Below are 14,163 nucleotides of genomic sequence, written 5' to 3'. Positions count from 1 at the left end.
CCCCCATGAACGACGCAACCGCTTCCACCCCCAACCGCCCTCCCCTGCCCGACCACCTGTCCATCGACCCGCGCAGCCCGCACCACGTGGCCGCCGTGTTCGAACACGACATCGGCATCCGCTTCAACGGCAAGGAACGCTTCGACGTGACCGAGTACTGCATCAGCGCCGGCTGGGTGAAGGTGCCTTCGGGCAAGACCCTGGACCGCAAGGGCAACCCCCTGCTGATCCAGCTCAAGGGCACGGTGGAAGCCTTCTACAAATAGAGACGACTTGCCCTGAACCTGCGGCGCCCCTCGGGCTCGAACCGGTACCCATGCGACGTAGAACCCTTCTTCTCTCCCTTCCCCTGGCGCTCGGCGGCCCGGCCCTGGGCCTGGCGGCCGACACCGAAGACCGGCCCGAGCAGCCAGCGGGCTACCCGGTCTCGCTCGAGCAGATGCAACAGGCGGTGGCACAGCGCTTCCCCCGCCGCTACCCGGTGCAAGGCCTGCTCAACCTGGACCTGCAGACCCCGCGCCTGCGGCTGCTGCCCGAGCAGAACCGCCTGCGCGCCGAGATGGCCGTGGAAGCCGCCGGCCCGGCGCTCAACCGGGCACACCAGGGCCGTTTCGACGTGGAGTTCGGCCTGCGCTACGAAGCCAGCGACCGCACCCTGCGCGCCCACCAGCTGCGGCTGGCCCGGCTCGACTTCCCCACCCTGCAGCCCAAGGTGGTGGAGATGCTCAACACCTACGCGCCCGTGCTGGCGGACCAGTCGCTGCGCGAGGTGGTGCTGCACGAGCTGACCGCGAAAGACCTGGCGGCCGTGGACGCCATGGGCATGCAGCCCGGCCCCATCACCGTCACGCGCAACGGCCTGGTGATCGGCCTGGTGCTCAAGCCGCTCTGAGCTTCAACCGCGTGGGTGGTGCTGCGCCACGATGCTCTTGAGGCGCTCGCGGGCCACATGGGTGTAGATCGTGGTGGTGGAGATGTCGGCATGGCCGAGCAGCATCTGCACCGCGCGCAGGTCTGCGCCGTGGTTGAGCAAATGGGTGGCAAAGGCGTGGCGCAGCGTGTGGGGCGACAGCGGCGAGGTGATGCCGGCCTGCAGCGCGTACTTCTTCACCAGGTGCCAGAACATCGCGCGCGTCATGGCCTCGCCCGCGCGCGAGCCGCGCGAGGTGACGAACAGGTCTTCGCTCTGCTGGCCGTGGAGGATCTCGCCGCGCGCCTGGCCCAGGTAGCGCTGCAGCCATTGCCCGGCCAGCTGGCCGAAGGGCACCAGGCGCTCCTTGTTGCCCTTGCCGGTGATGCGCAACACGTGCTCGTTCATGCCCACGTGCCAGGTCTTGAGCGTGACCAGCTCGCTCACGCGCAGGCCGCTGGCGTAGATGAGTTCGAGCATGCAGCGGTCACGCAGACCCAGGGGCGTGCCCACGTCGGGCGCGTTCAGCAGCGCCTCCACCTGGGCCTCGGACATGGTCTTGGGCACGCGCAGCGGCTGGCGCGCGGGCACCAGGCGCAGCGTGGGATCGGCCTGGATGGCACGCTCGCGCAGCGCCCAGCGGAAATAGCGCTTGAACACCGTGAGCCGCCGGTTGGCGGTGGTGGCGCGGGTTTCGGCGTGGCGGTCGCTGAAGTAAGCGTTGAGGTCGGCCTCGCTGGTCTCGGGCAGGGTCTTGCCGCGCCCGGCCAGCCACTGGCCGAGCAGCACGAGGTCGCGCCGGTAGGCGTCGAGCGTGTTGCGCGAGAGGCCTTCCTCCAGCCAGAGACTGTCGATGAAGGCCCCGGCGATGCCTTCGCTGGCCGATGCCAGGGCCTGGTCCATCACTCCAGCTTGAGCTTCTGCTTGGCGACCACTTCCTTGTAGACCTCGAACTCGGCCTTGATCTGCGCGGTGAACTCGGCCGGCGTGTTGCCCACGACCAGCGAGCCGGTGTCCTCGATGCGCTTCTTCACGGCCGGGTCGGTCAGGGCCTGCTTGGTCGCGTTGTAGACCTTGTCCACCACCTCCTGCGGCAGGCCCTTCGGCCCGATCAGGCCGTAGTAGGCCATGCGGTTCACCGGCTCCAGGCCCACTTCCTTGAAGGTCGGCACATCGGGCAGCACGGCCAGGCGCTGCGGCGCGGCCACCACGATGGCCACCAGGCGACCCGACTTGATGAAGGGCAGTGCCGAGGGCAGGTTGTCGAAGATGATGGGCACGGTGCCGCCCACGGTGTCGTTGAGCGCCGGGCCCGCGCCGCGGTACGGAATGTGGGTGATGAAGGTGTTGGTCAGGCTCTTGAACAGCTCGGTCTGCAGGTGGCCGATGCCGCCGGTGCCCGAGCTGGAGTAGCTGTATTTGCCGGGGTTCTTCTTGAGTTCGGCGACGAAGGACTTGTAGTCCTTGGCCGGGAAGCTGGGGTGCACCGCGATCACGTTGGGCGTGGCGGCGATGTTGATGATGGGCGTGAAGTCCGTGAGCGTGTTGTACGGGATCTTGTCGTTGATCGCCGGGTTGGCGGCGGTGGTGGACACCGTCGGCGATGCCCCAGGATGTAGCCGTCGGCGGGCGTGCGGGCCAGCTCGGTGGCACCGACCACCCCACCGCCACCGGCCTTGTTCTCGACCACCATGCTCTGGCCCAGGGCCTTGCCCAGGGACTCGGACATGACGCGCGCGATGATGTCCGTCGTGCCGCCCGGTGCGAAGGGCACTTGCAACTTGATGATCTTGTTGGGGTAGGCCTGTGCCCAGGCGCTGCCTGCCACGGCCACCGAGGCGGTGGCCAGACCGATCGCAACCATCTGACGACGAGAAACCATGACGTGTACTCCTTGACGTTGAAACATCGAAAAATTCCAGGGTGGTGCCCATGCTAACCGCCCGGTCCACCCTGACCAGCCCCGCACTTTAGACGGGGTGGCCCGAAGTGAACATGGGGAGACTACATACGTATTAACCCGGAAACGGCACCGGCCTGCGGCTATGCTCTGGCGGTGAATTTCGCCCAGCTTCTCTTCCCCGATTTCTCGCTGATTCTTTGCGGGTACCTCGTCTGCCGCTTCACCGCGCTCAACCGCAAGGTGTGGGAGCAGGTCGAGAGCCTGGTGTATTACTTCCTGTTCCCGGTCCTGCTGTTCCACTCGATCGTGAAGAGCCCGCTGGACCTGGGCGCGGCCTCCAGCCTGATGGGCGCGGGCGTGACGATGGGTCTGCTGGGCATCGCGCTGAGTTATTCGCTGCCGCACTGGCCCTGGCTGGGACCGAAGCTGGACGTGCGCCTGCACGCCGCGAGCGCGCAGGTGGGTTTCCGTTTCAATTCCTTCATTGCCCTGGCCCTGGCCGACAAGGTGGCCGGCCCGCAAGGGCTGCTGATGATCGCGGTGCTGATCGGTGTGTGTGTGCCGCTGTTCAACGTGGGCGCGGTCTGGCCGATGGCGCGCCACGCGAACAAGGGTTTTGGGCGCGAGCTGCTGCGCAATCCGCTGATCATCGGCACGGTCTCTGGCCTGGTCGCGAACCTATTGGGCTTCTCGATTCCGTTCTGGCTGGAGCCGACGGTGAACCGCATCGGCCAGGCGTCGCTGGCCTTGGGCCTGCTGGCGGCGGGCGCCGGCATGCAGTTCGGCATGCTGGCCTCGGCCAAGCTGTTGGGTGGGCTGGTGTTGGCCTGCAAGCACCTGGGCATGCCCTTGCTGGCTTTTGGTCTGGCGAAGCTGTTCCGCCTGGACCCGACGCAGACGACCGTGTTGCTGATGTTCTCCGCGGTGCCGACCGCGTCGAGCTGTTATGTGCTGGCGGCGCGCATGGGCTACAACGGGCCTTATGTGGCGGGGTTGGTCACGTTGTCCACTTTGTTGGGCATCGTGAGTCTTCCCTTTGCTTTGGGGGTGTTGGGGGGGATGCCTTAGTTTTCGCTCCTGCGGGTTTGCGGGGCCCCAGGGGCGGGCGTTCTGCGCAGCGGGGTAAAGGAGGAGAACCGGCGAAGCCGGTTCGGGGGACACCCGCGGAGCAGAGCGCCCGGGTGGTCGATCCCGCGAGACAGAAAAGCGAAAGGCTCAGTACCCCAAAAGGTTCTGCCGCACATGCAGCAGATGCGCCAAGGTCAACTCACGCGCCCGCACCGCATCCCGGTCCCGCAGCGCCCCCACGATCGCGCGGTGCTCGGCCTGATAGGCCAACCGGCGCTCCGAAGTCACGCTCTTCTTCTTGAGCTGCCCCCAGTCCCCCTGCGCCCGCACCGTCTTCATCAACGTGAACACATTCGCCACGAAACTGTTGTGCGCCGCATCCGCGATCGCCTGGTGCAACTCCGCGTCCCAATGCTCGAAAGCCTCCAGCGTCTCGGCCGCCTCCGCGTTGACACAGCAAGCCTCCATGCGCTGCAAATCCGCCTGGTTCGCGTTGCGGATCGCCATGTCGATGATCGCCGGCTCCATCGCCAGCCGCGCCTCCATCAGCTCCGCCGGGCTCGTGTGCTGCGACGAGTCCTGCTGCACCCGCTGCCCCAGGCGCGCGCCCACCTGCTCGGCCACATAGGTGCCACTGCCCACGGTCTGCTCGATCAGGCCCTGCTGCTTCAGATCCAGCAAGGCCTTGCGCACCGTGGTGCGGCTCACGCCGAACCGCTCCGAGAGCTCGCGCTCGGTCGGCAGCCGGTCACCCGCGCGCCAATGGCCCGAACGCAGCTGGTCCAGGATCGATTCGCGCAAAGGCGTTGACATGCTCATGGGTGACGAATGTACCAAAACAGACCAATCAGGCAACACCATACCAATTAGGTGATTTCCCCAGGTCCGAAACCGCTCTCATCGCCTACCATCATGGCTCTGGTACCAATTGGTATTTTTTGGTATCTCATCTGGATTTTCAACAAGGAGTTTGCGTGCGCCTCGCCACTTTCGTTCACCAGGGCCAACGCCAGGTCGGCCTCGTCTCGGCCGACGGCCAGACCGTCACCCCCCTCGCCCTGAACCCCGCCGATGCCCAGCGCGGCGTGCTGCCGCTGATCGAGGCCGCGGCCGCTGGCCAACCCCTGCCCGCCACCACCGGCGCGGCGCTGAAGCTGGCCGACGTGACGCTCGACGCCCCGCTGCCCCTGCCCCGCCGCAACCTCTGGTGCGTGGGCCGCAACTACCACGAGCACGCCAAGGAACTGCAGGGCTCGGTGTTCAAGAACAACAACGCCAACCCCGCCGTCTGGCCCATCGTCTTCACCAAGGTGCCCGAATGCGTGATCGCCGACGGCGCCGACGTGGTGCTGCCCGGCGACGACATCTCGCCCCAGATCGACTACGAGGCCGAGCTGGCCGTGGTCATCGGCACCGGCGGCAAGAACATCGCCAAGGCCGACGCCATGAAGCACATCTACGGCTACACCATCGTCAACGACGTGACCGCGCGCGACGTGCAGATGCGCCACCAGCAGTGGGACATGGGCAAGAGCTTCGACACCTTCTGCCCCATGGGCCCGTGGATCGTCACGGCCGACGAGCTCGACGGCCAGCACACGCGCGTGCGCTGCTGGGTCAACGGCGAGCCGCGCCAGGACGGCCGCACCGAAGACCTGATCTTCGACATCCCCACGCTGATCGAAACCATCTCGCGCGGCATCACGCTCTACCCGGGCGACGTGATCGCCACCGGCACACCGGCCGGCGTGGGCCTGGGCATGACGCCGCCCACCTTCCTGAAAAGCGGCGACGTGGTGCGCATCGAGATCGACGGCATCGGCACGCTGCAGAACCGCTTCGTCTGAGCCCCCGCGCTTTCACCGACCGACAACAACAGGAGACAAGAATGAACCGAACCGCACTCCGACTGTGCAGCCTCGCACTGGCGCTGGCCGCCACCGTGGGCCTGGCCCAGGCCCAGGACGCCTACCCCAGCAAACCCGTGACCATGGTCGTGCCCTTCCCGCCCGGCGGCGTGGCCGACGTGGTGGGCCGCCCGGTGGCCGAGGCCATGGCGCGCCACCTCAACCAGTCGGTGGTGGTGGTCAACCGCGCCGGCGCGGGCGGCGGCATCGGCATGGCGCAGGTTGCCAAGGCCGCGCCCGATGGCTACAACGTGTTGATGGCGCTGTCCTCCATCGTGGTGCTGCCCGAGGCCGACAAGATCCTCGGCCGCGCCCCGATGTTCGAACTCTCGCAATTGATCCCCGTGGCACGCATGACGGCCGACCCCACGGTGCTGGTGGTGCGCGCCGACAGCCCCTGGAAGACGTACGCCGAGTTCATCGCGCACGCCAAGGCCAACCCGGGCCGCATCACCTTCGGTTCATCGGGCAACTACGGCACCATGCACGTGCCCATGGAGCAGCTCAAGGCGGCCACCGGCAGCTACATGCTGCACGTGCCCTACACCGGGGCGGGCCCGGCCATCCTGGGCATGCTCAGCGGCCAGGTCGACGCCGTGGCCACCGGCCCCGCCAGCGCGGTGGGCCAGATCAAGGCCGGCAAGCTGCGCGCGCTCGCGCACTGGGGCGAGGGCCGCCTGGCCCTGCTGCCCGATGTGCCGAGCTTCCGGGAGCTCGGCGTGCCCATCAACTACTCGCAGTGGGCGGGCATCTTCGTGCCGGCCGGCACGCCGCCTGCGGTGGTGAACAAGCTGCGCGAGGCCGCGCGCATGGCCGCGCAGGACCCGAAGACGGTCCAGGTGATGACCACCGCCGGCACCTCGTTCCAGTTCCAGGACGCGGCGGACTTCGACAAGTTCGTGCAGAGCGACGCCAAGGCCATGGCGGCCGTGGTGCAGAAGATCGGCAAGGTGGACTGAGGCCAGGGCCTAGGCCTTGGCCTCGCACAGGGCGCGCAGGGCCTCCAGCGCCTTGGGCCACGCGGCCTCCATCATGGGCACGTAGTCCTCCAGCATGTCCTGCGTGATGGTGAGCTGCGTGCCGCCACCCACGGCCTCGAAGCGGTAGTTCTCGTGGGCCGGGGCCCACGAGGTCACGGCCTCGCTGGTGGTGTCGTCCTTGCCGTTGGCCACGAAGCCCAGGTGCCGGATCGAGATGAACTCGTGCAACTGGTTGCGCTCGATGGTGCGCCACCATGCCTTCGCCGCTGGGCGAGAGAAAGCGGATGGTGGCGCCCTCGTCCCACGAGCCTTCGTAGTACGAGCCTTCCATGAAGGGGCGCGTCCATTCGCGGTAGCTGGCCGGGTCGAGCATGGTGTTCCACACCAGCTCGCGCGGGGCCTTGATGGTGGTGGTGAAGGTCATTTGCTGCATGGGGACTCTCCTGGTGGGGAAGAACGGGCCCCGCGCAGGCGCGCGTCAGCGCGCGGCGGTGCCCAACACGAGGTCGATGCGCCGCTGCAGGCGCGCCGCCTCCTCCGATGCGCCTGCGGCCTGGGCGCGTTGCAATTGCAGGCCGAGCCAGGCCCCGAGGGGCCGGCGCCAGCCCTGCGCCGAGGCGGTGTCCACCGCCTGCGTGAGCACGGCCGGTGTGGCGCGGCCGCTGCGCAGCAGCACGCCAGCGGCCACCAGCCGCGACAAGGGGTCTTTCACCGCGGCCAGGGCCGCGTCGGGCGAGCCAGCGCTCAGGAGCGCGCGCTGCGCCTCGGGCAGCAGGGCGGCGTCGGCCGGCATGGCGGTGCCCGCGAGGTAGCGCGCGTAGGCCTGCTCGGCCGGTGCCGCGTCCTGCGCGAGCGCCTCGAAACCGGTGCAGGGCTCGAACACCAGCGCGGCCACGCGCGTGGCGCAGCGCAGCAGCTCGGCACGCGCCAGCAGATCGGGCCGGCCGGTGCTGGTGAGTTCGCGCCGCACGCGCGCGAACTCCGCCGACTCGATGGCCGAGTCACCGCGCAACCAGGCCTCGGCCGCGCGCTCGGTGCCGTCCTTGGCATTCAACTGCCATTCGGGTACGGGCGGCTTGCTGCCGCAACCGGTCAGGGTCACCACGGCGCACGCCATCAGAATGGTTTGCAGCTTCATGGCAGCTTGATTTCTGTGTCCTTCGAGAAAGGCCACTTGCGGTTGATGTCGTTGATCATCGAGTCCACCTTGCGCAGACTGGCTTCGACCTCACCGCGCAGGTAGCCCAGGTCGCTGGTGGCCTCGCGCGTGTTGCCGGCGATGCCCTGCACCTCCACCAGCACCGCGTCCACCTTCTTGAGGCTGGTGCGCGTCTCGGCCAGCAGGCCGTTGAGCTGCTGCACCGTCGCGCGCGCGTCGCCCACCAGGCCGGCCTCGCCGGGCGCGGCTCCCTGGCCGAACACCTGGCGGTCCGCATTGGCGGCCAGGCTGTCCAGCCGCCGGGCCAGCGAGTCGGCGCGCAGCAGCAAGGCATTGGTGCGGTCGATGGTGGCGACGAGCTTCTTCGCGTCCTCGTCGTTGCCCATCAGCACGCCCAGGCCGCCGTGCGGCCCCTGGAGGCGCTCGGTGCGCAGCTTCACGCCACCCAGGGTGCCGGCCACCGCGCCATCGCTGGCCGTGAGCGCGGCGAGGTTGTCGAGCACATCGCGCATGCTGGCGGCCAGCTTGGGAATCTCGGCCGCGGTGTCGCCGCGCAGCACGGTGCGCTCGGCGCCGTCGGGCAAGGCGGGGTCTTCGAGCACGCCGCTGTAGGCGCGGATGCGCGTGCCGCCCACCAGGCCCCGCTCCATGGTGAAGATGCTGGAGGTGCGCAGCCATTTCGCGTCCTTGCGCGGCACGTCGATGAGGATGCGCGCGTTGCCGTCGTCGCCCAGCTCGATGCGCGCCACGCGGCCGATGGCGAAGCCGGCGAAGGTCATGTCCATGCCCACGACCACGCCCTCGGAGTCGTCGGAGATCAGCACCAGGCGCTGCGTGGGTTCGAGCACGCCGCGTGCGAACAGGATGTAGGCCGCCGAGCCCACCAGCAGCACGGCCATGAGCATCAGCAGCAGCCCGGCCTTGAATTCCAGGTTCTTCACCGGCGGGGCTTCGGGCGGCGGTGGCGGAGGGGGCGTGGGGTTCATGGTGTCAATAGTAGTTGCCGACCAGCGACACCACCTCGATCAGCAGCACGACCGAGAACAGGCGGGCGAACTCGCTCATGTCGCTGCGCCGGCTGTAGCGGCCGTCGCGGTCGGCCTGCGCCGCCCCGGCCAGCGGCACCACGGCCACCGCGAGGCTGAAGAACACGGTCTTGAGGCCGAAGATCAGCGTGACCGCCGGCGAGAACACACCGCCCACGGCGCGCGTGTAGCCCGGCAGGCCCCAGGGCGAGAAGCCGTAGACCGTGAGGTAGGTCAGCACCAGCGCCACCACCGAGCTCAGGCCCGCGAGCAGCAGCACCGAGAACATGCTGCCCAGCGCGCGCGGCAGCAGCTGGTTGGCCAGCAGCGACTGCCGCTCGGGCAGGCTGCCCTCGCGCTGCTGCAGCGCCAGCTGCTTGCGCACCTCCTGCGCGCCCGGCATGGCGTAACGCACCGCCACGAACATGGCCACGTAGAGCGGGATGAGTTCGAGCACCAGCGTGCGCACCAGCACCTCCAGCGCGTACTGAGACAGGCCATAGCTGTAGGCCGTGCGCACCACGATGCGGATCAGCACCAGGCTCACCAGCGCCGAGAGCACCAGGAACCAGGTGAGCAAAGGCGCGGTGGCGCGGTACAGGCTGCCGAGCACCGCCTGGCGGTGCGTGGGCGCGCGGTAGCTGGCCGGCGACAGCGCCAGCACCAGGATCTGCGCGCCCACGAACAGGGTGTGCCACCAGGCGTTCCAGCTCGCGCGCAGGCCCCGGCCCCAGCGGCCCAGGGTGTCGTGTGCGGCGTTCACGGGATTCATGGGGCCATGATAGCCGTGGGTCTTCGCCACAGCGGGGGCGCGGCCACCGGCAAATGTGACAGCATGCAGCCGCTGCAACGGTCAGAATCCGTTGGCGCCCTTTCCGCCGACAGGAGACAACCATGACCGCTTCCGTGCACCCCGTGGTCCGCCGCCAGACCATCGCCGACGCCCTGCGCCGCACCGCGCAGCGACTGCCCGCCAAGTCCGCCGTCGTCTGCGGCGACACGCAGTGGACCTACGCCGAGTTCGACGCCCTGGTCAGCCGCCTGGCCGCGGGCCTGGCGCGCATCGGCGTGGCCCAGGGCGACAAGGTGGCCGTGCTGGCGCGCAACTCGCACGGCTTTGCCGCGCTGCGCTTCGCGCTGGCCCGCCGGGGCGCGGTGATGGTGCCGATCAACTTCATGCTCAAGGCCGACGAGGTGGCCTACATCCTGCGCCACGCGGGCGCGCGCACCCTGGCCACCGACAGTGGCCTGGCCGAGCTGGCGCGCGCGGCGGCGGCGCTGGAGACGCAGGTCCAGCAGTACCTCTGGCTGCCCTCGGAAGACCCGAGCGAGCCAGTGGCCGGCATGCACCGCTTCGACGAACTCGCGGCCTGCACCGACCCGCTGCCCGAGGTCACGCTGGGCAGCCACGACCTGGCGCAGATCGTCTACACCAGCGGTACCGAGTCGACGCCCAAGGGCGCCATGCTCACGCACGACGCGGTGCTGTGGCAGTACGTGAGCTGCGTGATCAACGCCGAGATCGCCGAAGACGACCACGCCCTGCACGCGCTGCCGCTCTACCACTGCGCACAGCTCGATGTGTTCTTCGGCCCGGCGGTCTACATCGGCAGCAGCAACGTGATCACGGCCAAGCCGGTGCCCGACCACCTGATCGCGCTGATCGAGAAGTACCGCATCACCAGCTTCTTCGCGCCACCCACGGTGTGGATCGCGCTGCTGCGCTCGCCGCTGTTCGACGCGGCCAAGCTCCAGAGCCTGGCCAAGGGCTACTACGGCGCGTCCATCATGCCGGTGGAGGTGCTCAAGGAACTGGCCTCGCGCCTGCCTTCGGTGCGGCTGTGGAACCTGTACGGCCAGACCGAGATCGCGCCGCTGGCGACCATGCTCGGCCCGGACGACCAGCTGCGCAAGCCCGGCTCCTGCGGCAAGGCCGTGATCAACGTGGAAACGCGCGTGGTCACGGACGACATGCGCGACGTGGCGGTGGGCGAGGTCGGCGAGATCGTGCACCGCTCGCCCCACCTCATGCTGGGCTACTTCAACGACCCCGAGCGCACGCGCAGCGCGTTCGACGGCGACTGGTTCCACAGCGGCGACCTCGCGATGATCGACGACGAGGGCTACATCACCGTGGTGGACCGCAAGAAGGACATGATCAAGACCGGCGGCGAGAACGTGGCCAGCCGCGAGGTGGAGGAAATGGTCTACCGCCTGCCGGCCGTGAGCGAGGTGGCGGTGATCGGCCTGCCCGACCCGAAGTGGGTGGAAGCCGTGACGGCGGTGATCGTGGTCAAGGCCGGGCAGGCGCTCACCGAGGCCGAGGTGATCGCGCACTGCAACCAGCACATGGCGGCCTTCAAGAGCCCGAAGCGCGTGGTGTTCAGCGACAGCCTGCCCAAGAACCCGAGCGGCAAGCTGCTCAAGCGCGAGCTGCGCCAGCGCTACACGGGCTGAGGAATGGTTTGCGGCCAACAAAGAGAACGGGGGCGACCCTGGACGGCGGCGTGCCCGGAGACATTTCGATGAACGATTTCACTGTCGTAAAGGAAGGAACGTGGTTGTACGACGGCAGCATGCCGACAGGCGTCCGTACTGTTGGTTGGACCAAGTTCTGAGGTCCGGGCGATTTCCCTGGATGACAACACGCATCGCCGCCACGATCTGTCCGCCATTTCCCAGAAAAATGTCCCAACCAAGCCAAGCAGGTCACATCTTCCTTGAAATAAACGGTGCGAGCAGACCAGTCAAGTCACATACATGGTAATTTCAATACCACTTGCAGCAAGAAAAAACCAGGGCTTCCATGTTCATTCTTCCCGCCATTTGGCGGTGACTGTCATTGGGATGTCGGACAGGTGTCGGAGCTGATCTGGGAATAGGCGCGCGCGACAATCTCGTACACGCATCCGCTCTTGCTCCGCTTAGTTGAATTCAACGCCTTAACAGAGGGTCAACAATGACAGTCGACAGCATCGCTCGCTCCGTTGCCAAGTTCATACCCTCAGCCATGCCGGTGTTGAAAGCAGGCTATCGCGCCAGCGAGCGCATGCTCAGTTCACTTGGGGAGACTTGGCCATCGATCGTGCGAGCGCGGACCGAAAGAATCACCATAGCCATCACGGCCCATTGCAACTTGCGGTGCAAGGGCTGTAGATATGGCCGGGACTTTATGCCAGGAGCGCAGCTCCCACTGAAAATCGTCGAGCAGTTGCTGGAAGATGCGGCCGCCGCCAAGGTCCCCGCTGTCCGCCTCTATGGAGGCGAACCGTTGCTCCACCCCGATGTGGTCAAAATGGTCGAGACCGCCACCCGTCTCGGCGTTGGCTGCTACATCACGACCAATGCACTCACATTGGACAAGCGAATCAAGGAGCTGCACGCTGCAGGCCTGCGCAAAATCACGGTGGGCTACTACGGGGAAGGCAGTGCGTTTGACGAGTATGTCCAACGCCCTGGACGCTTCGAACGTCTGATCGAAAGTCTTGAAAACACACGAAAGATGTTTGGGCCAGACGAGCTGGAGATTCAGTTCAACTTCCTGCTCAGCCGCCGCTCAGCAAGCATTGAGTCCGTAGACGAGATTGTCCGATTTGCAGACCGCTTCAAGGGCCGCATTCACATCGATATCGTTCATTACTCGCTACCCTATTTCCAGGAAGGTGAGGACCGTGAGCTTCAGTTCACGCCCAGTGACGAGGTTGCGCTTGAGCAAGTTACCCGTCATCTGCTCACGCTAAAGGCCACTCGTCCTGAGTTGCTGACCGAATCCGCGGTTGCCATTGCATCTCTGGCGGATTGGGCGCTGAAGCAGGAACAGATGCGAATTCCTTGCGATGCACGCAAGCTGCTCTGGGTTGGTGCAGACGGCAGCGTCATGCTCTGCTACGTGACCTTTCCCCTTGGCAATCTGCACGAGAAGCGGCTCAGCGAGATCATCTACTCGAAAGCTCACCATGAGGCTGCGCAGGACGCCTTCAAACTCAACTGTCCCAATTGCCACTGTGAAGCCGCCTCGAGAATAGAAAAGCACGCGCCGAGCTATCGCAAGTATGCGGGTGAGGCGCGCAGTCGGCTCGGTGCTGGCGGATGAGGGCGCCCACAAGGCGGAACGTGAAAACGACCCAAGACCCGTCATGATCCGCGTCGCTCACCTGCTCCCGACCATGGAGATCGGCGGGCGTGAGCGGATCGTCTCGGACCTGTGCCGCACCGGGCCCAGCCTGGGCATCGATCCGGTCCTGATCACCTACGATCCGCCGACCGAGGGCTACTCGCTGATCGATGCGCCCGGTGTACCGGTCATCGGTCTGGATCGCCGTGATTCGGCCTTTCCCGATCGGTTGCGCACGATTCTAGAATGGCAAAAAATCCATGTGTTGCATGCACAGGGACACATATCAGCTGCACTGGCCGCGGGATCGCTAGGCCATGTGCCGATGTCGGCCACCATGCACATCGCGCTCGGCTCGGGCTGGCGTTGGCTGGTTCCCATCATTCGGGGGCTTCGCGCCGCTGAGCGCCTGACTGCAGTGTCAGAGGATCTCGCTCGTCGCTACGGGTACCTTGCCCGGCGCCAGATCGAGGTGATTCCGACCGGCGTTGATCTAGGGCACTTTTCGCCTTCACCCAGATGCCGAGACACGAGCACGCCCTTCACCGTTGGCGTTGCAGCCAGGCTCCATCCAGTAAAGCGTCTGGACGATGCTGTCGCTGCGATGCGGGTTTTGAAAGGACGCGGCCTGAGTTGCCGATTGGTCATCGCAGGGGAGGGACCTTGCCGCAGGCATATCGAGACACTCGCCGTTGGCCTGGACGTTGAACTGCGAGGTGCTGTCATGGACATGCCAGAATTTCTGCGCAGCCTCGATGTGTTCCTTCTACCGTCGGACCATGAGGGCACCCCAGCTGCTTTGCTCGAAGCAATGGCTATCGGGTTGCCTTGCATCGCAACACGAGTCGGCGGCATGCCCGCATTGCTCGGTAGCGCGGGTGTGCTCGTCCCTCGTCGCGACCCGCATGCGATCGCCGATGAGGTCCAGCACTTGCTTGGCAACCCTGGTCGGCGTCTGGATCTTGGAAAGGCGGCGGCGCAGCGCGCGATGTCTCATTCCATGACGTACCAGGCGCGGGCCTACGCAGACCTCTACGCTCTGATTTGCGCATGTGGCTCCAACCCGCGAGCTATGCGTCAGCGCGACGCCTGAGGAA

Annotated in this window: 14 protein-coding genes and 1 pseudogene; 8 read left to right on the top strand and 7 right to left on the bottom strand. The window is 66.7% G+C overall.

The features are described 5' to 3' along the window. The first annotated feature begins 5 nt into the window (after positions 1–5). Both ACFJI0_RS06445 and ACFJI0_RS06440 read left to right on the top strand, forming a co-directional pair. The gene (locus tag ACFJI0_RS06445; protein WP_291113155.1) at positions 6–266 is read left to right on the top strand and encodes a DUF3297 family protein; all 261 of its coding nucleotides are present in this window, start codon (positions 6–8) and stop codon (positions 264–266) included. A 50-nt stretch (positions 267–316) separates the two neighbouring features. Beyond that, positions 317–892, top strand: a complete 576-nt coding sequence (locus ACFJI0_RS06440; protein WP_382159324.1) for a DUF1439 domain-containing protein — start codon at positions 317–319, stop codon at positions 890–892. 3 nt (positions 893–895) lie between these two features. On the opposite strand, the gene xerD is transcribed toward ACFJI0_RS06440, so the two are convergent. Both xerD and ACFJI0_RS06430 read right to left on the bottom strand, forming a co-directional pair. Further along, positions 896–1,813: a site-specific tyrosine recombinase XerD gene (gene xerD / locus ACFJI0_RS06435; RefSeq protein ID WP_382159326.1), complete on the bottom strand. Its 918-nt coding sequence runs from the start codon at positions 1,811–1,813 to the stop codon at positions 896–898. Next, positions 1,813–2,792, bottom strand: a pseudogene (locus ACFJI0_RS06430) (tripartite tricarboxylate transporter substrate binding protein BugE). Before ACFJI0_RS06430 ends, xerD begins: the two are co-directional and overlap by 1 nt. Before the next feature lie 174 nt (positions 2,793–2,966). On the opposite strand from ACFJI0_RS06430, the gene ACFJI0_RS06425 reads away from it, so the two are divergent. Continuing rightward, positions 2,967–3,881: an AEC family transporter gene (locus ACFJI0_RS06425; protein WP_382323840.1), complete on the top strand. Its 915-nt coding sequence runs from the start codon at positions 2,967–2,969 to the stop codon at positions 3,879–3,881. Positions 3,882–4,028: 147 nt separating this feature from the next. On the opposite strand, the gene ACFJI0_RS06420 is transcribed toward ACFJI0_RS06425, so the two are convergent. Beyond that, positions 4,029–4,700, bottom strand: coding sequence for a FadR/GntR family transcriptional regulator (locus tag ACFJI0_RS06420; RefSeq protein ID WP_382323839.1), 672 nt, complete (start codon positions 4,698–4,700; stop codon positions 4,029–4,031). Positions 4,701–4,855: 155 nt separating this feature from the next. On the opposite strand from ACFJI0_RS06420, the gene ACFJI0_RS06415 reads away from it, so the two are divergent. After that, positions 4,856–5,728, top strand: coding sequence for a fumarylacetoacetate hydrolase family protein (locus ACFJI0_RS06415; RefSeq protein ID WP_382159334.1), 873 nt, complete (start codon positions 4,856–4,858; stop codon positions 5,726–5,728). Between the two features lie 41 nt (positions 5,729–5,769). Beyond that, entirely contained in the window at positions 5,770–6,747 is a 978-nt protein-coding gene (locus ACFJI0_RS06410) for a tripartite tricarboxylate transporter substrate binding protein (protein ID WP_382323838.1), read from the top strand. Positions 6,748–6,756: 9 nt separating this feature from the next. Here ACFJI0_RS06410 and ACFJI0_RS06405 read toward each other — a convergent pair whose 3' ends face one another. The 4 genes from ACFJI0_RS06405 to ACFJI0_RS06390 all read right to left on the bottom strand — a co-directional run bounded on the left by ACFJI0_RS06405 (position 6,757) and on the right by ACFJI0_RS06390 (position 9,724). Then, positions 6,757–6,996 (bottom strand): hypothetical protein, encoded by a 240-nt coding sequence (locus tag ACFJI0_RS06405; protein WP_382323837.1) that lies wholly within the window; start codon positions 6,994–6,996, stop codon positions 6,757–6,759. A 250-nt stretch (positions 6,997–7,246) separates the two neighbouring features. After that, entirely contained in the window at positions 7,247–7,906 is a 660-nt protein-coding gene (locus tag ACFJI0_RS06400; RefSeq protein ID WP_382323836.1) for a hypothetical protein, read from the bottom strand. After that, positions 7,903–8,913 (bottom strand): MlaD family protein, encoded by a 1,011-nt coding sequence (locus ACFJI0_RS06395; RefSeq protein ID WP_382323835.1) that lies wholly within the window; start codon positions 8,911–8,913, stop codon positions 7,903–7,905. The genes ACFJI0_RS06400 and ACFJI0_RS06395 overlap by 4 nt, the downstream gene beginning before the upstream one ends. 4 nt (positions 8,914–8,917) lie before the next feature. After that, the gene (locus ACFJI0_RS06390; RefSeq protein WP_382323834.1) at positions 8,918–9,724 is read right to left on the bottom strand and encodes an MlaE family ABC transporter permease; all 807 of its coding nucleotides are present in this window, start codon (positions 9,722–9,724) and stop codon (positions 8,918–8,920) included. Positions 9,725–9,846: 122 nt separating this feature from the next. Between ACFJI0_RS06390 and ACFJI0_RS06385 the strand changes: the two genes are divergently transcribed. From ACFJI0_RS06385 to ACFJI0_RS06375, 3 genes are all read left to right on the top strand, one after another. Next, positions 9,847–11,409, top strand: a complete 1,563-nt coding sequence (locus ACFJI0_RS06385) for an acyl-CoA synthetase (protein ID WP_382323833.1) — start codon at positions 9,847–9,849, stop codon at positions 11,407–11,409. 502 nt (positions 11,410–11,911) lie between these two features. Further along, the gene (locus tag ACFJI0_RS06380; RefSeq protein ID WP_382323832.1) at positions 11,912–13,045 is read left to right on the top strand and encodes a radical SAM/SPASM domain-containing protein; all 1,134 of its coding nucleotides are present in this window, start codon (positions 11,912–11,914) and stop codon (positions 13,043–13,045) included. A gap of 43 nt (positions 13,046–13,088) precedes the next feature. Further along, positions 13,089–14,159: a glycosyltransferase gene (locus tag ACFJI0_RS06375; protein ID WP_382323831.1), complete on the top strand. Its 1,071-nt coding sequence runs from the start codon at positions 13,089–13,091 to the stop codon at positions 14,157–14,159. The last annotated feature ends 4 nt before the right edge of the window (positions 14,160–14,163 follow it).

It is taken from the genome of Hydrogenophaga sp. UC242_53, from assembly GCF_042696965.1.
Classification (GTDB): domain Bacteria; phylum Pseudomonadota; class Gammaproteobacteria; order Burkholderiales; family Burkholderiaceae_C; genus Hydrogenophaga.
The sequence above is the reverse complement of the archived record's forward strand: the minus strand, read 5'-3'. Positions and strand labels throughout refer to the sequence as shown.